Annotated in this window: 15 protein-coding genes; 9 read left to right on the forward strand and 6 right to left on the reverse strand. The window is 62.9% G+C overall.

Annotated elements, in window-relative coordinates:
• The first annotated feature begins 23 nt into the window (after positions 1-23).
• The 3 genes from DDQ68_RS07950 (at position 24) to DDQ68_RS07960 (ending at position 3,504) form a co-directional block, all read left to right on the forward strand.
• The gene (locus tag DDQ68_RS07950; RefSeq protein WP_211320245.1) at positions 24-1,046 is read left to right on the forward strand and encodes a glycoside hydrolase family 43 protein; all 1,023 of its coding nucleotides are present in this window, start codon (positions 24-26) and stop codon (positions 1,044-1,046) included.
• A gap of 50 nt (positions 1,047-1,096) precedes the next feature.
• Positions 1,097-2,209: a glycoside hydrolase 5 family protein gene (locus DDQ68_RS07955; RefSeq protein ID WP_109655818.1), complete on the forward strand. Its 1,113-nt coding sequence runs from the start codon at positions 1,097-1,099 to the stop codon at positions 2,207-2,209.
• Positions 2,210-2,400: 191 nt separating this feature from the next.
• Positions 2,401-3,504, forward strand: coding sequence for a glycoside hydrolase family 43 protein (locus DDQ68_RS07960; RefSeq protein WP_245897374.1), 1,104 nt, complete (start codon positions 2,401-2,403; stop codon positions 3,502-3,504).
• Between the two features lie 185 nt (positions 3,505-3,689).
• Here the strand turns inward: DDQ68_RS07960 and DDQ68_RS07965 are convergent, their stop codons facing one another.
• Both DDQ68_RS07965 and galK read right to left on the reverse strand, forming a co-directional pair.
• Positions 3,690-4,802 carry a UDP-glucose--hexose-1-phosphate uridylyltransferase gene (locus DDQ68_RS07965; RefSeq protein ID WP_109655820.1) on the reverse strand — a complete coding sequence of 371 codons (1,113 nt, stop codon included), beginning with the start codon at positions 4,800-4,802 and terminating at the stop codon, positions 3,690-3,692.
• 35 nt (positions 4,803-4,837) lie between these two features.
• Positions 4,838-6,007, reverse strand: a complete 1,170-nt coding sequence (galK, locus tag DDQ68_RS07970) for a galactokinase (RefSeq protein ID WP_109655821.1) — start codon at positions 6,005-6,007, stop codon at positions 4,838-4,840.
• A gap of 686 nt (positions 6,008-6,693) precedes the next feature.
• Between galK and DDQ68_RS07975 the strand changes: the two genes are divergently transcribed.
• The 4 genes from DDQ68_RS07975 to DDQ68_RS07990 all read left to right on the forward strand — a co-directional run bounded on the left by DDQ68_RS07975 (position 6,694) and on the right by DDQ68_RS07990 (position 14,470).
• Positions 6,694-9,768, forward strand: a complete 3,075-nt coding sequence (locus DDQ68_RS07975) for a SusC/RagA family TonB-linked outer membrane protein (protein WP_109655822.1) — start codon at positions 6,694-6,696, stop codon at positions 9,766-9,768.
• A 44-nt stretch (positions 9,769-9,812) separates the two neighbouring features.
• Positions 9,813-11,441 carry a RagB/SusD family nutrient uptake outer membrane protein gene (locus DDQ68_RS07980; protein WP_109655823.1) on the forward strand — a complete coding sequence of 543 codons (1,629 nt, stop codon included), beginning with the start codon at positions 9,813-9,815 and terminating at the stop codon, positions 11,439-11,441.
• A gap of 273 nt (positions 11,442-11,714) precedes the next feature.
• Positions 11,715-12,788, forward strand: coding sequence for a glycoside hydrolase family 43 protein (locus DDQ68_RS07985; RefSeq protein ID WP_109655824.1), 1,074 nt, complete (start codon positions 11,715-11,717; stop codon positions 12,786-12,788).
• A gap of 83 nt (positions 12,789-12,871) precedes the next feature.
• Complete coding sequence (locus tag DDQ68_RS07990; RefSeq protein WP_109658364.1) at positions 12,872-14,470, forward strand: family 43 glycosylhydrolase; 1,599 nt, start codon at positions 12,872-12,874, stop codon at positions 14,468-14,470.
• A gap of 118 nt (positions 14,471-14,588) precedes the next feature.
• On the opposite strand, the gene DDQ68_RS07995 is transcribed toward DDQ68_RS07990, so the two are convergent.
• Positions 14,589-14,969: a hypothetical protein gene (locus DDQ68_RS07995; protein ID WP_109655825.1), complete on the reverse strand. Its 381-nt coding sequence runs from the start codon at positions 14,967-14,969 to the stop codon at positions 14,589-14,591.
• Positions 14,970-15,362: 393 nt separating this feature from the next.
• Here DDQ68_RS07995 and DDQ68_RS08000 point away from each other — a divergent pair, with 393 nt between their 5' ends.
• A complete protein-coding gene (locus tag DDQ68_RS08000; protein WP_109655826.1) occupies positions 15,363-17,147 on the forward strand; it encodes a glycosyl hydrolase in 1,785 nt (594 codons plus the stop codon).
• Between the two features lie 81 nt (positions 17,148-17,228).
• On the opposite strand, the gene DDQ68_RS08005 is transcribed toward DDQ68_RS08000, so the two are convergent.
• Genes DDQ68_RS08005 through DDQ68_RS24405 form a run of 3 tightly spaced genes read right to left on the reverse strand, consistent with a single transcriptional unit; the run spans position 17,229 to position 18,913 of the window.
• Entirely contained in the window at positions 17,229-18,407 is a 1,179-nt protein-coding gene (locus DDQ68_RS08005; protein ID WP_109655827.1) for a glycoside hydrolase family 26 protein, read from the reverse strand.
• Entirely contained in the window at positions 18,407-18,610 is a 204-nt protein-coding gene (locus tag DDQ68_RS24400) for a hypothetical protein (RefSeq protein ID WP_342767443.1), read from the reverse strand. The genes DDQ68_RS08005 and DDQ68_RS24400 overlap by 1 nt, the downstream gene beginning before the upstream one ends.
• 9 nt (positions 18,611-18,619) lie before the next feature.
• Complete coding sequence (locus tag DDQ68_RS24405) at positions 18,620-18,913, reverse strand: family 43 glycosylhydrolase (protein ID WP_342767444.1); 294 nt, start codon at positions 18,911-18,913, stop codon at positions 18,620-18,622.
• A 68-nt stretch (positions 18,914-18,981) separates the two neighbouring features.
• Here DDQ68_RS24405 and DDQ68_RS08015 point away from each other — a divergent pair, with 68 nt between their 5' ends.
• The gene (locus tag DDQ68_RS08015; protein ID WP_162549935.1) at positions 18,982-19,425 is read left to right on the forward strand and encodes a helix-turn-helix domain-containing protein; all 444 of its coding nucleotides are present in this window, start codon (positions 18,982-18,984) and stop codon (positions 19,423-19,425) included.
• The last annotated feature ends 3 nt before the right edge of the window (positions 19,426-19,428 follow it).

Genomic DNA, 19,428 nt, shown 5'->3' on the forward strand with positions numbered 1-19,428 from the left:
TCTTATTCCCCTCGCCCCTGCCCGTGCTTCGTCGTAAAATCCTGCTTTTCCTGGTGCTGCTCGGGGCCCTGCCGGGGGCCCGAGCCCAGGGCCCCGCGGCCGGCCGCACCTTCACCAACCCGCTGAAGGCGAACGGTCCCGACCCGTGGGTTGTCCGCCACGGCGGCTATTACTACTACACCAACACGATGGGAAAAAACCTCACGCTGTGGAAGTCGAAAACCCTTGAAGGAATAAAAGACGCGCCCGGCGCGGTGGTATGGACGCCGCCCGCCGCGGGGCCCAATTCCTACGAAATCTGGGCCCCGGAGCTACACTTCCTCGCCGACAAGTGGTACCTCTACTACACCGCCACGGATAAGGCTAATTTCAGCGACCAGACACGCTACATATTCGTGCTGGAAAACGCCGGCCCCGACCCCACCGCCGGCACGTGGGTGGACAAGGGCAAAATCAACACCCGCTATTCGGGCCTCGACGGCTCGGTGTTTGAGCACCAGGGGCGGCACTACTTCCTGTACTCGGCCTATGTGGGGCCCCAGAGCGTGCTGGCCATCGCGCCTATGGCCAACCCCTGGACGCTGGACGCCGCCCAAGAAACCATTATCGCCCAGCCCACCTACGCCTGGGAAAAAGGCGGCGGCCGCCAGATTCTGGAGGGCCCCGAGTTTTTGGCGGGCCGCAAGGGGCAGCTGTTCGTAGTATACTCGGCCAGCGCTTGCTGGGACGACAACTATTGCCTGGGCATGCTCACGGCCCGCCCCGGCGCCGACCCGCTGCGGGCCGATTCGTGGACGAAAGCGCCGCAGCCGGTCTTTCACCCATCGGCCGGAAACGGCGTGTGGGGCACCGGCCACAACGGCTTCACCACCTCGCCCGACGGGCGCGAGAGCTGGATTATTTACCACGCCAAGGCGGCCGCCGACGGCAAATGCGAGGGGCGCAGCACCCGGGCCCAGCGCTTCGGCTGGAACCCCGACGGCACGCCCAATTTTGGGGCCCCGGCCGCGCTGGCCACGCCCCAGGCCGTGCCGTCGGGCGAGTAACGCTCCTTTTTCAACACCCTAATACCCAATTTCTTTCCTAATTTTTTCGCATGAAAAAAATTTCGTTCTTGCTCTTGCTCGTGGCGTTGCTCGGCGCGCCGGGGGCCCACGCCCAAAAAGTCAAAACCAAAACCAAGGGCCCCGGCGCCGCTGCGGCCACGGGCCAAAGCGCCCGATGGCCGGCCGGAAAAGCCAATGCCTGGTACCGCGCCCGCCCCTGGATGTCGGGCGCCAACTTCACGCCCAGCACGGCCATCAACCAGCTCGAAATGTGGCAGGCAGCCACCTTCGACCCGCAAACCATTGACAAAGAGCTGGGCTGGGCCGAGGGTATCGGCTTCAACACCATGCGCGTGTTTTTACACAGCCTGGCGTGGAAGCAGGACCCGGCCGGCTTCAAAAAGCGTGTGAACGACTACCTCGCCCTGGCCGATAAGCACCACATTGGCACCATTCTCGTGTTTTTTGACGACTGCTGGAACAAGGACCCCAAGGCGGGGCCCCAGCCCGCGCCCAAGCCCGGCGTGCACAACTCGGGCTGGATGCAGGACCCCGGCGACCCGGCCTCGCGCGACTCGGCCACTTTCGTGACGTTGCGGCCCTACGTGACAGACGTGCTCACGAGCTTCGCCCACGATAAGCGCGTCGTGCTCTGGGACTTGTACAACGAGCCCGGCAACTCGGGCAAAGGCCTGGCCTCGCTGCCGCTGCTGCGCAACGTGTTTGCCTGGGCCGCCGCCGTGCGCCCCGACCAGCCCCTGAGCGCCGGCCTCTGGAACTGGGACCCCAGCTACGGGCCCCTGAACGCCTTCCAGGCCCTGCACTCCGACGTCATCACCTACCACTGCTACGATGAGGTGCCATCCCATGAGCGCATCATTGCCCTGCTGGCCTCCCACGGTCGCCCGCTCATCTGCACCGAGTACATGGCCCGGCCCCGCAACTCGCGCTTCGTCAACATCATGCCCCTGCTGAAAAAGTACAACGTGGCCGCCATCAACTGGGGCCTGGTGGACGGCAAAACCAACACCAAGTACCAATGGGACGTGCCCATCGCCGACGGCTCAGAGCCCGGCGAGTGGTTCCACGAAGTGTTCCACAAAGACGGCACGCCCTACCACCAGGACGAGGTGGATTTGATCAAGAAAACCAACGGGAAATAGGCAGTTGGAGCTGAGTTTTTAGCTACGGTGAGGCCGTCATGCTGAGCGCAGTGAAGCATTTCTCTGGCAGCAGTAAGCCGCAGTAATAAATCAACGGATTACTTACGCGGGAATGATGCTTCACTGCGTTCAGCATGACCATTTTTACTTGGCAACGCTCTCGTTTAATTCACCTTCCACAGTTCAACATTTTGCCGATAACCTTCCGCTTCCTCCTTCCTTCACTGCTGGCCCTGGGCCTGCTGGGCGGTTGTGCACGGCCGGCCCGGAAACCCACCACCGGGGCCCCCACCGCGGCCAGGCCTACCGCCCCGGCGACGGCTACGTTCACCAACCCGCTGCTACCGGCGGGGGCCGACCCGTGGGTCATCTACCACGACGGCTATTATTACTACACCCAAACCACGGGCAGCAACCTCACGCTCTGGAAAACCAAGAGCCTGGCCGACCTGAAAACCGCCGAGCACCGGGTGGTGTGGACGCCGCCCGCCACGGGCCCCAACAGCCACGACATTTGGGCCCCGGAGCTGCATTTCCTCCGCGGCAAGTGGTACCTATACTACGCCGCCGATGCTGGCAGCAACTCCTCGCACCGCCTCTGGGTGCTCGAAAACGCATCGCCCAACCCGCTGCAAGGGCCCTGGGCCGACCGCGGCAAGCTGGCCGACCCCGCGGCCGACAAGTGGGCCATCGACGGGTCGGTGTTCGAGAACAACGGGCAGCTCTACCTCATTTGGTCGGGCTGGGAGGGCGATGCCAACGGCCGCCAGAACATTTACCTGGCCCCCATGCAAAACCCCTGGACGCTGGCCGGGCCGCGGGTCCTCGTCTCCACCCCTACCTACGCCTGGGAGCGCAACGGCGACCTCCCCAACCCCAGTAGCCCACCCCACGTGGACGTGAACGAGGGTCCCGAAATACTACGCCACGCGGGCAAGCTCTACCTTGTGTACTCGGCCAGCGGCTGCTGGACGGATTTTTACGCCCTCGGGATGCTGACGGCCGATGCTGACGCCGACCTGCGCAACCCCGCCGCGTGGACGAAAAGCCCCGCGCCCGTTTTCCAGCAGTCGCCCGCCAATAAAGTGTACGCACCGGGCCACAATGCCTTTTTCACCTCGCCCGACGGCCAGCAAAACTGGCTCCTCTACCACGCCAACGACGCGCCCGGCCAGGGCTGCGGCCGCTTTCGCACGCCGCGGATGCAGCCCTTCACCTGGGGCCCCGGTGGGGCCCCCAGCTTCGGCCAGCCCGTACCAGCGGGGCAGGCGTTGGCGTTGCCCGCCGGCCAGTAATGCGTAGCGTGAACTCTGCGAGTCCGCGCAGTTGAGCGCCGTAGCACGGACTTTGTAGTCCGCGGCTCTCGCTTCGTCCTGCCAATAATCGTTCAGCGACCGTTCAGCGATGCGAACTCGCAGAGTCCACGCTACATGCAAAGGCCCGCTGATTACTTAGCGGGCCTTTTTAGCAAAAAACCAGGCTACTTGCCCGGGGCTTCAGGCGGGGCCACCTCGTCGGCAACCGACGCGGCGGTGGGAGCAGACGTTTGCTTGTAGTGGATTTCGGGCAGTGAGCGCAGGCGGTCGGCGGCCCACTCGGGCGTCACGTCGCGCTGGGGGTTAGCCAGCATTTCGTAGCCCACCATGAACTTGCGCACCGTAGCCGAGCGCAGCAGCGGCGGGTAAAAGTGCATGTGCAGGTGCCATTCGGGATATTCCTGGCCGTCGGTGGGCCGCTGGTGCCAGCCGGCCGAGTACGGAAACGACAGCTCGAACAGGTTGTCGTAGCGAATGGTGAGGCGGCGCAGGATGTTGGCCAGGTCGTTCTTCTCGGCGTCGTTCAGCAACTCCAGCGAGGCCACGGCGCGGCGCGGCAGCAGCAGCGTTTCGAAGGGCCAGGTGGCCCAGAACGGTACAAGCACCACCCAAGTATCGTTTTCGATAACGACGCGCTGCTTTTCACGCAGCTCAGTGGCGAGGTAGTCGGTGAGCAGCGTGCGGCCGTGCTCCTTAAAGTAGGCGGCCTGCTGCACGGTTTCCTTGGCGGGGTCGACGGGCACGGTGTGCTGGGCCCAAATTTGGCCGTGCGGGTGCGGGTTCGAGCAGCCCATGATGAAGCCCTTGTTCTCAAAAATCTGCACGTAGTTGATGTCCGGTCGGGCCCCCAGGGCCTGGTACTCGTCCACCCACACATCCACCACGCCCCGGATAGCCTCGGGCGTCATCTCGGGCAGGGTGAGGTCGTGCTGCGGCGAGAAGCAGATGACGCGGCCCACCCCGGTTTCGGACTCGGCAATCAGCAGGTTATCAATGTTGATGCCGCCGGGCGGGCCGTCGGGTTGTAGGGCCGCAAAGTCATTGTCGAACCGGAACGTGCCGGTGTACGGCGGGTTATGGGCCCCGTTGGCACGCACGTTACCAGGGCACAGGTAGCAGGTGGGGTCGTAGGCGGGGCGGTGGTCGGGGGGCGTTTTTTCCTGCTGGCCCTGCCAGGGGCGCAGGGCGCGGTGGGGCGACACCAGCAGCCACTCCCCGGTCAGCGGGTTGTAGCGGCGGTGCGATTGGTGGGTGGGGTCGAAGGCGGGCGAAGGCATAAAGAGGGAGCGCGGGAAGAGCAAGAGCGGATGGATTACGCGGCCACGGCAGCGCCTTGCAGCTCACTCACTCCGCCCACAATGGTGGTGTGGTAAGTTTCGAGCTTCTGTTGGAACCGCTGCTCAAACGCTTTTTCCATCGCCGCCACAAACGTATCGACCAAGGCCGCGGCCACTAGGTTGATGGTGCAGCCGCCGAAACCGCCGCCCATCATGCGGGCCCCCAGCACGCCGGGCAGCGGGCGGGCCATTTCCACCAGTGCGTCCAGTTCCAGGCAACTCACCTGGTAGTCGTCGCGCAGGCCGGCGTGCGAGGCGTACATGGCCTGGCCCACGGCAGCCATATCGTTGGCCTCCAAGGCATAGCAGGCTTCTTGCACGCGCTGGTTTTCCTGCACCACGTAGCGGCAGCGGCGGTACACCACGTCGCCCAGCACGGCGCGGCCAGCTTCTATCTGGGCCAGCGTCGCGTCGCGCAGGCTCTTTATTTTGGGATAGTTCTTTTGAAGCGTGGCCACGCCCTGCATGCATTCCTGGCGGCGCTTGTTGTACTCGGTGCTGGCCAGCGAGTGCTTCACGCCCGAATTGCACAGCACGAGGTGGTACTGGTCGGCGGCAAACGGAAAATACTCGTAATCGAGCGAGCGGCAGTCGAGGCGCACCACGTGGCCGGCACGGCCGTACAGACTGGCAAACTGGTCCATGAGGCCGCTCATTACGTGGGCGTAGATGTGCTCGGCCTGCTGGCCCATTTTGGCCAGCGTCATGCGGTCGAAGCCCGTGTGCAGCAGCTCGTTGAGGGCAAACGCCAGCCCGCACTCGATGGCGGCCGACGACGACATGCCCGCCCCCATCGGCACGTTGCCACCAAACACACAGTCGAAGCCCGGTACAGCCACCCCGTGCGCCTGGAACTGGGCCACTATACCCAGCAAATAATTGGCCCACAAGTGATTGCTGGGGGACACATCAGCCACCGCTACTTCATAGGTATCGGCTTTATCGAATGCCACCAGCCGCACCGTTTCGCCCCCGTTCAGGCCCACCGCGAAAAAGATTTCCTTATCGATGGCGGCGGGCAGCACCAGGCCGTCGTTGTAGTCGGTGTGCTCGCCGATGAGGTTGATGCGGCCAGGGGCCCGTACCAGCAGAGGCTCGTAGCCGAAACGGCGGTAGAAATCGGCGACAATGGCGGCAATAGGCATGAGCAGACAAGTTTAGGCCCCTGATGGTGTATGGTTGGGCGGGTTAAAGGTCAGATTTTTCTACAAAACAGACAAACGTTTGCGCAAAACTTGCTCAATTTAAGAGTTTTTTAACACTAAATCCCCTCTTCTGCAAAGTAAGTTTTTATTCCGGACATGAGAAAAGCATCGGAAACCTTTCCCATGCCCCATGCGCACCATTGCCCGATGGCCCTTGACCCTTTCTTGATAAAGTTTAATAAGTAACTCGCGAGGTTCAATGCGATGCAGATTGAAGCCTTGACAACCGCATTTGCCCAGCGGATTCACTAACGTGTTTACTCCTTTGCCCAACTAATGCGATGCCAACATACCGTGGCTACTTCCTTCTAGGAATGCTCGGGGAAATATTATTGTCAATTATGCAATCCTATGCTCAATTTTGGCGAGAAAGCATTCCCTACTATTTGCATTTTGCTTTTATACTTTTAGTTTTACGATGAGTAGTTGGCCACACAGTGCTGAGCAATTGTACCCAGGGCCCATTTTTTTCATTTGAAGGCACATACATCTGTTCTGTTTGGGTAAGCATCTTCCATTTAAAGTGCAATAAGCATTGCCGCCATTCTGACGGTTTTTTTGCCAAAAATAGCGCAAACGTTTGCATATTTTCAACTTTTTCTTTTTATCCTTTTTTTCTTTTTTTCATGAAAAAGCTGCTACTTTATCCTCGTTATCTACTCCCCGCTTTAGTGTGCTGCCTGCCCTCGATTGGGGTTGCCAACACCCTGGCTGCGTACCGCCCGCTCGTTGTTAGACGCGCCGCCGCGGCCCAGCCCGTGACCGGGCGCGTGACCGACGAAAAAGGCGGAGGCCTGCCCGGCGTAACGGTGCTCGTGAAGGGCACCCAGAACGGTACTTCCACCAACGCCAACGGCGAGTTCACGCTTGATGCGCCCGCCGGGGCCACTCTTGTTTTTTCTTCGATTGGCTACATAACCAAAGAGGTTGCCGTGAGTGGTGACGCTCAACTGAACGTGAGCTTAGCCGCGGACGTGCAGCAGCTTTCGGAAGCGGTGGTGGTGGGCTACCTTACCCAAGAGCGCCAAAACGTAACCGGCGCGGTAGCCACGGTGGGCGGCACGGACGTGCGCCGGGCCCCGGTGGCCACGCTTTCCGAATCAATCCAGGGCCGCCTGGCCGGAGTACAGGTGACCACCAACGGCACGCCCGGGCAGACGCCCAACATCAACATCCGCGGCATTGGCTCGCTTAGCAACGGCTCGGGGCCCCTGTTCATCATCGATGGACTGTGGGTAACCGGCGGCCTGCGCGACTTTACGCCGCAGGACGTGGAGAGCGTGCAGGTGCTGAAAGATGCTGCGGCCCTGGCCCCTTACGGCGTGTCGGGGGCCAACGGGGTGATCATCATCACTACGAAAAAAGGCAAGCTGGGTACGACGGCCATCAACTTCAACGCTTACGCCGGGGTGCAGAACATTGCCAAGCGCTACGACCTGGCCAACGCGGCCCAGTACACGGCCCTGGCCACGCAAGCCTACACCAACGCCGGCACCCGCGTACCCTCCGGCATAGCCAATCCTTCGGGCGTGGATACCGACTGGCAAAAAGAATTTTTCCGGACCGGGGCGGTGCAGGACTACAACCTGGGTTTTTCGGGCGGCGGCACCAACTCCAACTACCTTATTTCGGGCGATTACTTTAGCCAGTCGGGCACGGTGACTGGGCCGAAGTATGAACGCTACAACTTGCGGGTGAATTCGGGCTTTACGAAGGGCCGACTGAAAATTGGCGAGAACCTGGCCCTGACCCGCGCCAACCAGACGCGCCTCAACGGCGCACCGTTTATCGACCTGCTGCGCATCACCCCCATCACACCGGTGCTGGACCCGGCTAACCCGGGCGGCTATGGCTACGGCGATTCCAACACCCGGCCCACGTTCGGCTCGAACCCAATTGGGGCCCAGCGGCTGCTTAACAACATTGGGACCAATAACCAGCTGCAAGGCAACGTGTTCGGGGAGTTTTCCTTCCTGCCCTCGCTGCGCTACCGCCTTAACCTGGGCACGCAGTACCGAGCGTTCCACGACCAGCGCCAGCAGCAGGCCGGGGGCCTGGCCCCCAACAACCTAACGCCCGTTTCGGGCTACACCGACGCGCAGGGCAACGAAACGTTCTTACTAGCCGAGAACACCCTGACCTACGACCAGAGCTTCGGGAAGCACAACCTGACTGTGGTGGGCGGCTATTCCGAACAGCGCAACAACTTTGAGTTCACCCAGGGCGCGGCCCAGGGCTACGGCAACGGCCCCGTGTTTTACTGGGCCCTCGATGCCGGGGCTACTCCGCTGCCGGCCACGGGCTCGACCTTCGTGTGGACCAAGCGCTCCTACTTTGGGCAGTTCACCTACGACTACGATGGGCGCTACCTCGTGACGGGGGCCTACCGCCGCGACGGCTCGTCGCGCTTCTCTGCCGACCGCAAGTACGGCAACTTCGGGGCCGGCTCGCTGGGCTGGCGCGTGTCGAAAGAAAAGTTTTTTGAAGGCATCACGGCCATCAGTGACCTGAAGCTGCGAGCTTCGTACGGTATTCTGGGCAGTGACCAGCTCAACGGGCCTTACGGTGGCTCGTACTCCTACCAAGAATTTACTAACCCCAACGTCAACTACAACTTCGGCGGGCAATCGGCCAACGGGGCCATTCGGACGGCCTTAGGCTCACCCTCAGTGGGCTGGGAAGAGCGCAGTACCCAAAACTATGGCCTCGACCTGGGATTTCTAGACAATCGCCTGACTGTGAGCGCCGATTATTACATATCGGAGACGCGTAATGCTAACGTGTATCCCTCGATTCCGCTGTTTTTGGGTAATGCCGGCGGCAACCCCTTCCAGCAAATTGGGCGCATCCAAAACAAGGGCTTTGAGCTGCTCGTGAGCTACAACGAAACGAAGGGCAAATTTCACTACGGGGCCACGGCTAACCTTACTACCATCAGCAACAAGGTCCTGGATTTGGGTACCTCCGGTGCTAAGGCTAACTTCTTTGATGCAGGTTCCGGCCCCATCACCCGCACCGAAGTAGGCTACGAAGTGGGCTCGTTCTACCTCTACCAGTTCGATGGCATTTTCCAGTCGGCCGATAATATCAAAGGTAGCGCCCAGCCCAACGCTCAGCCCGGCGATGTGCGCTACCGCGACACCAACGGCAACGGCGTAATTGACCCCGGCGACCGGGTGCACGTTGGCCGGGTGTTTCCCAAGCTCCAGTACGGCCTGAACCTGACGGCCGGCTACGGGGCCTTCGACTTCGCGGTCTTCTTCCAGGGCGTGCAGGGCAACGACGTGTACAACTCGGGGGCCTACTGGCTCGGGCGCTTCGACGACCCCACCAACTACGTGGCTAACCTCTCGCCCTGGTCGCCCACCAACCCCTCGACCACTACCCCACGCCTGGCCCAGCAAAGCGGCATCAACTCGTTTGCCAACTCTACGCGCTTCCTGGAGGACGGCTCCTACCTGCGCCTGAAAAACCTGCAAATCGGCTTCACCGTCCCCAAAACGCTGGTGGAGAAAACCAAGGGCCTGAGCAGCGTCCGCATCTACCTCACGTCGCAGAACCTGTTCACCGCCACCCACTACTCGGGCTACGACCCCGAGACCATCGGCGGCCGCGACGGCTCGCTGCTCACGCGCGGCATCGACGAAGGCAACTTTCCCAACCCGCGCACCTTCACGGTGGGGGCCCAGCTGGGCTTCTAACCGGTGACCGCGCCGACTTTCTCCCGAATTTATTCCTTATCCTGATGAAATCTACTAAGACCTTGCTGCTGGCCGTGGCCGCCACCGGCACGCTGCTCACCACGGGCTGCGAAAAAAACCTACTCGACCAGAGCAACCCCAACTTAGCCACGACGGTCACGTTCTGGCAAACGAGCGACGACGCCGTGCGGGCCTCCACGGCGTGCTACGCCGGCCTGCAAAGCATTGGGATGTACCGCCGCTGGTTCTCGTTTTTATACGACGGGCGCGGCGACGACGGCTGGAGCCAGAGCCCCTACACGGCACTGCGCGACATGACCAATTTCGTGCAGACCGACTACAACTTCGAAGCCACCGCCAGCGCCTACCGCGACTGCTACCGCACGGTGGACCGCTGCAATCAGGTGCTGGCCAACGTGCCGGCCATCCAGATGGATGCCGCCCTCAAGAGCCGCATCCTCGGCGAAGCCTACTTCCTGCGGGCCCTGAGTTACTTTAACCTGGTGTCGCTGTTCGGTAGCGGGCCGCTCTCGACGCAACCGGCCGTCCTAAGCTACCGCCCGGCCCAGGGCAAAGAAGCCGACTTATGGGCCTTGGTTATCAGCGATTTGCAGGCGGCCATCGGCACGGGCACCGCGCCCAACCTGCCCGCGTCCTATCCCTCGGGCAGCGACCGGGGCCGGGCCACCGTGGGGGCCGCCCGCACGCTGCTGGGCAAAGCCTACATGCAAAACAAGCGCTGGGCCGAGGCGCAGGCCCAGTTCGCACTGGTCATCGGCTCGGGCACTTACACGCTCACCAACAGCTACACCGATAACTTTCGCCACAATACCAAGAACAATTCGGAGGGCATTTTCGAGGTGCAGTTCCTCGACAACAACATCGGGGGGCCCGACGGGCAGGGCGGCGTAGACGCCACTACGTCGCAGGGCTTCCAGCGGCCCAAGTTTTTCGGCCCACCCCAGAACGGCGGCACCGCCAACCTGGGCTTCACCGACTGCGAGGTGCGGCCCTGGGTGGTGAGCGAGCTGTTGCAGGAAGGTACCGCCGCCGGCCAGCGCGACCCACGCCTGGCGGCCACCGTGTTCTACAACTACCGCACCTTTGCCTCGGCTCTGCCGCAAAGCGCCGACACGCTGGTATACGACCAGTCGCGGCCGGCATCTTTCCAGCCAGGCACCTACGGCTTCCTCAACCGCTACCGGCGCAATAACTTCAACCTGGGCCGCACCTACTGGCGCAAGTACCAGAGCGACTACTACCGCGGCGACGAGAACTTCGACTCGCCCAACGATTTCCGGGTGATGCGCTACGCCGACGTGCTGCTGCTGCAAGCCGAGGCCCTGAACGAGCAGGGCCAGTCGGCCGCCGCCGTGCCCCTCATCAACTTGGTGCGGCAGCGGGCCGGGCTTGCGCCCCTGACGGCCGGGGACTTTAGCCAAGCTACTTTGCGCACGCAGCTGCGCCACGAGCGCGTGACCGAGCTGACCGGCGAAGGCCTGCACTGGTTCGACTTGCAGCGCTATGGCCTGCTCGATAACCAGGCCGGCATCGACCAGCTCAAGCAGCACGACGCGCAGTTCAACAACTTCGTGGTGGGCAAGTCGCGGGTACTGCCCCTGCCCCAGCAGGACGTGGACCTCATTGGCCTCACCCAAAACCAGGGCTATTAACCGGCAAGCCGGTTGAACTTTGACGGCCGCTTCGCCTTTTTCTGGAGGGAGCGGCCGTTTAGGCCTACAGCTGTATTAAGCTTGTTGCGGCAAAATGTTTTGCAACATTTTGTATAACAGCTCATTGCTAGACTCAATGAGTGGCGGTGTTGCAACATCTGGTGTGCTTAGGCGTTTCCAGCTTCCTGACAGATTTTGGGAATGACGCAGACTGCCAAAACAACGAATTTAGCGATGTAACGAGTCTGTTTATTCTCAATTCCTTGTGTACTTATGCGCTTCAAATTCCGTTTTTCCTTCCTGAACCCGCTGCTGCTGGCAGCCCTGCTTGGTTGTAGCAATTCCGGCTCGAGCACAGCTCCCGCGCCCACGCCGCCCATACCGCCCCCTGCGGCGTCCACAACCTACACTAACCCCCTGCTATCAACGGGCCCCGACCCGTGGGTGTACCAAAAAGACGGCTTTTATTACTATCTGCACACTACCGGCGTGAACGTGACGATCTGGAAAACGGCCAAAATGAGCGAACTAAGCTCGGCCGCGAGTAAGATAATCTGGACGCCGCCGGCTTCCGGGCTGGACTCACACAACATCTGGGCCCCCGAGCTGCACTTCCTGGATGGCAAGTGGTACGTGTACTTCACGGCGGGCCCCGGAATGTGCTGCGGTGGCCAGCGCCTGTGGGTGCTTGAAAACCCCAGCCCCGACCCCACGACTGGCTCCTGGACGGAGAAAGGCCAGATTGCCGTGCCCGGCCAGGACTTATGGGCCATCGACGGCACCGTGCTGGAGCAAAACGGCGGCCGCTATCTGCTGTGGTCGGGCCAGGAGGCTAACTCCGTACAGCAGAACATATACATCTGTAAAATGAGCAACCCCTGGACGCTGACCGGCCCCCGGGTGCAGCTCAGCCATCCTCAGTACGCCTGGGAGCTGAACGGCTACCCCAAAGTAAATGAGGGGCCGGAGGTAATTCAGCACGCGGGCCAGACGTTTTTGACGTACTCGGCCAGCCATTGCAGCACCGACGACTACGCCCTGGGGATGCTCACGGCCAGCACTACGGCCGACCCGATGGACGTTAACGCCTGGACGAAATCGGCCACGCCGGTATTTGCGAAAAATACCGCCAACCACGCCTACGGTCCCGGCCACAACGGCTTTTTCGTTTCGAAAGACGGCACCCAGAACTGGCTCATCTACCATGCCAACAGCAACGCCAATGAAGGCTGCGGCAACGCCCGCAACCCGCGGATGCAGCCCTTCACCTGGAACGCCGATGGCTCGCCCAATTTTGGTACGCCGGTGGCCATTGATACGCCGCTCCCACGGCCCGGCGGCGAATGAGCAATTACCATTTCTTTACTGCTTTACGGGCAACCCCCAAGTCTTTGACCCGCCTTACGCAAGCCGATTTTTTTGTTCCGCTCATGGATATTTTAACTCGCTCCCACTTACTGGCCGCCGTGGGGCTGGCGGGCGTTGCCTCGCTGGGGGCCCTGCAACCAGCCGTGGGCCAGGCCATTGCCGGGCTTAAATCTCCCGTGCCGACGGCCGTAGTCAACCCCGTGCTACCAGGTGATTTCCCCGACCCGTCGGTGACGAAAATCGGCAATACGTACTGGGCTACGGCCACGTCGTCGAACTGGGGCCCTGTGTTTCCGCTGCTGAAATCGACCAATCTGACGGACTGGACGCTGGTGGGCCACGTGTTTTCGGGCGAGCAGCCGGCCTGGGCCGACTACTACTTCTGGGCCCCGGAAATCAGCCAGGACGGCGGCAAGACCTATATTTTTTACGCCGCCCACAAAAAAGGCGGCAACCTGGCCGTGGGCGTTGCCAGCGCCGACCGCCCCGAGGGCCCCTACCGCGACCACGGCCCGCTGGTGGGCCAGCCCGACGGCTCGATTGATGCCTTTCCGGTGCGCGACGAAAAAGGCCAGCCTTACCTGGTGTGGAAGGAAGACGGCAACAGCATCGGCCAGCCCACGCCCATCTGGGCCCAGCCAATGAACGCGGCCCGCACCGCCCTTACAGGTACCAGAACCGAGCTGTTCCGAAATACGGCACCCTGGGAGGGCAGGCTTGTGGAGGGCGTTAGCATGGTGCGCCACGGCGGCTACTTCTACGCCTTTTACGCGGCTAACGGCTGCTGCGGCGGCGGCTGCACCTACGCCACCGGCGTGGCCCGTGCCAAAACTTTGCTGGGCCCCTGGGAGAAATATGCCCGTAACCCCATACTCACCCAAAACGATACCTGGAAATGCCCCGGCCACGGTACCGCCGTGGAGCGCAACGGCCACTGGTACCTGCTGCACCACGCCTACGCCGCGGCGCCGGGCGGCGAAATGGTGGGCCGCCAAGGCCTGCTGAGCGAGTTCGTCTGGAACGCCGGCGGCTGGCCCGTCTTCGTAAGCGGCGGCCCGGGAGCCCCTGCTCCGACCCGGCCCGCGCCGCCCGTGCGCGACGGATTTGACGGTGCGGCCCTGGGCCTGGCCTGGCAGTGGCCGGTAGAGTACCGCCCCGCCGCGACCGTGGGCGGGGGCCAGCTGCATCTCACGGCGCGGCCCGACCACGGCGGGGCGGTTCTAGGCCACACCATTTATACGGCCAACTACGACGCCACCACGACCCTGCTGCGCCTGGCGACGCTGCCCGCCGGTACCACCGCCGGCCTGGCTGCCTTCGGCGACCCCGACAACGCCCTGGCCCTGTTGGCCGGCGACGGCCGCCTGCGCCTCGTGCGCCGCGCCAAAGGCCAGGAAGAAGTACTGGTCGAAACGGCGCTGCCCACCGGCGCGGGGCCCCTGCGCCTGCGCTTGCAAGCCCGCCGTAGCACGCACTTTGCCTTCGCCTACAGCGCCGACGACGGCCGGACCTGGCAGGCCCTGATGCCCCCTGGCTCCGACGTTGACGGAGCATACCTACCGCCCTGGGACCGGGGTATTCGGGTGGGGGTGCTGGCGCAGGGCCCAGCCACAGCCGTGGCCGACTTTGACGAGTTTACGCTGACTAGCCAAGCGTTGTAGCGCGGATTTTGTGGTCCGCGGCCCGGCAATTGGCAGGGCGAGCCGAAGGCCGCGGACTACAGAGGCCGCGCTACGTTTTATGCAGAGCGGTTAGGAGACGAAGCTGCGCCGGGGCCCCTCAGCGCTGGGGCTTGGCGGGATGGCGCCGGGCTTCTTCGGCGGCGTAGAAGGCAGCTTCGCGGCGGTACGCGTCCTGGTTCCAAGTGGGCTCTACGGCGGCGGCTTGCTCGGCAGCCTGTGCCACGGCCTCGGCCAGGATGGGCGGGAACACGGCGGCCGTAGGGCTGGCCGTCAGGCCCGCATAGGCTTGGTCAAGGAGCGTTTCCAGGCGCAGGATTTCGGCTTGGCCGCCCAAGGGCAACTGCTCGATGGGCGTGCGTTGCTGAGGAAACGACTGGCCGCGGTAGCTGGCAGCGGGCGCTTCGGGCAGGGCCCCGCCGCGGGCTTGGGCGTGCCCCGCCGCTACGGGCGCAACTGCGGCGAACAAAGCTAGCAGCAACAGTTTGCGGGGGGAAAAGAGCAGGAATGCGGGCATGAGCGGACTACCCGGCGCGGCCAGCGCCCCAGGCGGCCCGAAGGTAAGGCCCCGGGCAGTAAGGCCCGGGGTCGGCCCGCCACCGCCCGGGGCAGGCACCCCGTCGGGGTGGCCGGCCGCTGCGTTGATGACGGTTCCGGCCCGCCACTACCCGGCGCGCCCCCCAAACGCCGCCAGCGGTAGCAGCAGCGGACTACGGGCAAGTAATTGCTAGATTAGTATTAAAGCCAAGTAGTTGATTCAGGTACTTTTATAAATAGAGCAAAGGATTTCCAAAGCCCCTGACTGCGGCCGGCGAAACCCCTGCTTTTTAGCGTTTTACTTCCCACGTTCTTTGCACTTTTTCGCTCATTTTTTATGTCTTTTCATTCTTTACTCGACTTGCTGGGCCGCTGGGGGCGCGGCCTGGCCTTGGCCGGGGCCGTGCTGGCCCCCGCGGCCAGCACGGCCCAAACTACGATAGTACCCCTCACCAACGGCCGCGCCGAGGCCGAAGCCGGCGTGCTGACCGGCGTGACGGTGGCCACCTCGCCCACGGGCTTTTCCGGCACGGGCTTCGTCACGGGCTTCGACAACAGCGACGCCAAAAACGTAGCCATCACCTTCAACAACCCCACGGCCGGCCTCTACAAGCTGTCGGTGGGCTACACGTCGCCCTACGGCTTGAAGGTGGCCAACCTGGACGTGAATGGGTCCAAATCGACCGTATCGTTTGCCGGCACCACCACCGGGCCCGCTTTTGCCGTCAGCGATGCCGGCACCGTGCTGCTACCGCGGGGCCTGAACACCGTCACAATCGGCGGCAACTACGGCTACTATGGCATCGACTACGTGCAGCTGACGGCCACCTCGGTGGCCCCGCCGCCCAAGCCGGCTAAGCAGCTGTCCGATCCGCTGGCCACGCCCACGGCCAAGGCACTACACGGCTACCTCGTCGATTTGTACGGCACCAAAATCTTGTCGGGCCAGCAAGATGACCAATACGGCAATACCAACTCCGAAGTCAAATACGTGCTGGCCACCACCGGCAAAGAGCCCGCCATCGTGAGCATGGATTTGTTCGACTACTCGACCTCGGCGGTAGCCGCCTACGGCACGCCCAGCGGCACCACTGAGCGCTACCTGGGCTGGAGCCGTAGCGGCAACGGCCGCGGCATCACCAGCCTGATCTGGCACTGGCGGGCCCCCACCGACTTGGTAAACCCCAACGACCCGAGCGGCGCTTTTTATACCGTCAACACCACCTTCAACTTCGCGGCCGCGCTGGCCGATACTTCCGGCACCAGGTACCACCTGCTGCTGAACGACATCGACCTGATTGCCGCGCAGCTCAAGAAGTTCCAAGCAGCGGGCATTCCCGTGCTGTGGCGGCCCCTGCACGAAACCCCTGGCACGTTTTTCTGGTGGGGAAACCAGGGAGCCGATAATTTTAAGAAGCTCTGGCAACTGCTCTACACCCGCCTGACGGTGCGCCACCAGCTGCACAACTTGGTGTGGGTGTACTCGGCCAACGCCATGCCCGACCCGAACTGGTACCCGGGCGACGCCTACGTGGACGTGGCCGGCGACGACATTTACCAGTCCACCCCGACGCCCAACCCCAACGTGAACATCTCGGGCAACTGGGCCGCGATGCGGGCCATGGCCCCCAACAAACTAGTCGCCCTCACCGAGAGCGAAAGCCTGGTGAACCCCGACCAGGCTCGGGGCTACGCCACGTGGTGGTCGTGGTTTTGCGCCTGGCAAGGCAGCTACATCCGCTCCCAGCCGGTGGCGTTCCTCACCAGTTTGTACAACGACAACGACATCATTACTAAGGACAAACTAGCCGATTGGGCAGCCCAAGGGACCCTGGCGGCCCGCAGCGGCGCGGCAGCCGCGGCGGCCGGCCTCACCGCTTTTCCCAACCCGGCCAGCGGCTACACCCTCAACGCCCGCCTGCGCCTGGCCACCGCCCAGCTGGTAATGGTGGAGCTAGTGAACGCCCTGGGCCAGCGCGTGGCCACGCTGAACCCGCGCCTGGCCGCCGGCGATAACCAGTTCCAGGTGCCACTGACCGGCGTGGCCCCCGGCGTGTACCAGCTGGTGGTGCGCCCCGCCAACCAGCCCGCCCTCAGCCAGCGCGTACTGATCACCAAGTAAGTACCCGGCAGCTTTACACGAAAAGGGGCCCCGGCTGCAAGCGCAGCCGGGGCCCCTTTTCGTGTAAAGCTGCCGGCGCGGCTACGGCACGGTATACAGCCGCGGGTGGTCGGCTTCGAATACGGTGAGCGGATCTTGGTAGAAACGCAAAAAGCCAGGTACGCTGGCGTGGCCGGGGTATGGCGCGTAGAAATGGCCGGTGTGAGCGTTGCGCCACACCATGAGGTAGGCGATTTGGCGGGCCTGCGGATCGGCTTTTATTTGGCCCAATAAATTCTCGTCGAACCAGTTGGGGGTTGTCAGCTTTTCCAGGCCGGCTTCGGTAAGGGCGGGGATTTTGCGGCGCTTGTGCGCCTCGCCCACGATGGCAGCCAGCGTCGCGACGCCCTTGTTGGGCGCGGCCACGGCGTTAAAATCGCCATAGTCGTCGAAACCCAGCACGTCCACGTAGGCGTCGCCGGGGTAGCGCTCGAAGTATTCGGCCATGTTGGGCACGCGGTCGGGCGAGTAGGCGAAGAGCAGGTTGTGCACCTGCTTTTCGTCGCGCAAGTACTTCACCGTGAAGCGCCAGAGCTGCACAAACTCGGCCCGGGTGCAGTGGCGCTTGCCCCACCAAAACCACGAGCCCGTGTGCTCGTGAAACGGCCGGAAGATGACGGGCACGGCCGTGCCGTCCGGCGCCTTTAGACCCCGGAAGTAGTCGGCTGCCACGTCCAAGGCCCGCAGGTAGGCCGCGTGCTGGGCCCCGCCCGGTAAAATGGCCGCCACCACGGCCGTGGTGTCGTAGAAGTTCTTGCCGGTCACGAAGTTGTCCATGTGCCAGCAGAAGGTGTTGAGGCCCCCGCGCTGGTAGGCGTCGAGCACCAGTTGGCGGTGGCGGCGCAGCGTGGTGTCAGTGGCCACGGTGCGACCCTGGCGGGCGGCGTTCACCACCTCGGCCACGTCCCAGCCGTACACGGCGGGGTTCGAGCCGCACACGCTTTTGATGTCGCTGCGGCCGGGCTCGTCGTGCCAGCCCACGCCGTATTGCGTGGCGTCCTGCTGGCCCACCAAAATACCCGGCCCGCTGGGGTGCAGCAAGTTGTAGAACAGCGCCTTGGTTTGGTACGTGGCCTTTTTGTCGACCACCGCCACGAGGTGCGGGAAGCGGCGCGGGGCCCCCGCCTGGGGCCCTAGGCCGGCCCGGCAACCGGCCAGGGCCAGCGGTGCGGCCAGCAGCCAGGCGGCTAGGTAATGGCGCGTCATTAAGCTGTTGGTCATTATTTTAGCGGCTGCGTGGCCACGCCCTGGTTCGTCATTTTAATGGGCAAAATACGGCTATTTTTATCGAAATGCATTTCGTCGAGGCACACCTCGCGGTGGTTACCTTCGGCGTCGCCGAGCGGATGGCAGTGGTAGGCGATGTACCAGCGGTCGGTACCCGGCACTTGGATGACGGCGTGGTGGCCAGCGCCAGTGCCCACCTGAGGGTCTTACTGCAGCACCTTGCCCACCCGCCGAAACGGCCCGAACGGCGCGTCGCCCACAGCGTAGGCCACCGAGTAGCCGGAGCCCGTCCAGTCGCCTTCGCTCCACATGAAGTAGTACTTGCCCTGGCGGCGGAACATCACGGGGCCCTCCACGTAGCCTAGGGGCGTGATGGACTTGAATGTAGTGCCGTCGGTGAAGGGCACGAAGCCGGTAAAGTCCTCTTTCAACTGCGCGATATTGCAGTGCGCCCAGCCGCCGTACATGAGGTAGTGCTTACCGTCAGCGTCCTTAAGCACGAACTAGTGGTCTGACAACTTAATTCCGTTTGTAACAGTAACGAGTGGACACCATCCGTTTTTCGCTAATGCCCCACCTCGCCAAACCCGTCAATCTACCGCCTGCCGATGCCGCCAAATTGCAGGCGATTGTCAAAAAAGGCACCCACAAGAGCCGCAAAATCGCGCGCGCCCGGGCCCTGCTGGCCATGAGCAGCGGCAAAAGTGCGGCCGCCGTGCAGGCCGAAGGGGGCATTTCCACCACCCAATACTACCGCCTCAAGGGCCGCTACCTGGCCGGCGGGCTGGCCCAGGCGCTGGAAGAGCGCCCGCGCAGCGGGCAACCGCCGAAGGTGACGCCCGCCCTGGAAGCGCGTATCACCAGTCTGGCGTGCAGTGAATTGCCGACCGGCGCGGCCCGTTGGACGCTCTCGCTGCTCAACGAAACCCTCGTCTCGCTCGACTACGGACCGGCCGTTTCCAAGGAAACGATTCGCCAGGTGTTAAAAAAAGCCACCTCAAGCCCTGGCTAAAAG

It is taken from the genome of Hymenobacter nivis (genome assembly GCF_003149515.1).
In the GTDB taxonomy this organism is placed as follows: Bacteria; Bacteroidota; Bacteroidia; order Cytophagales; family Hymenobacteraceae; genus Hymenobacter; species Hymenobacter nivis.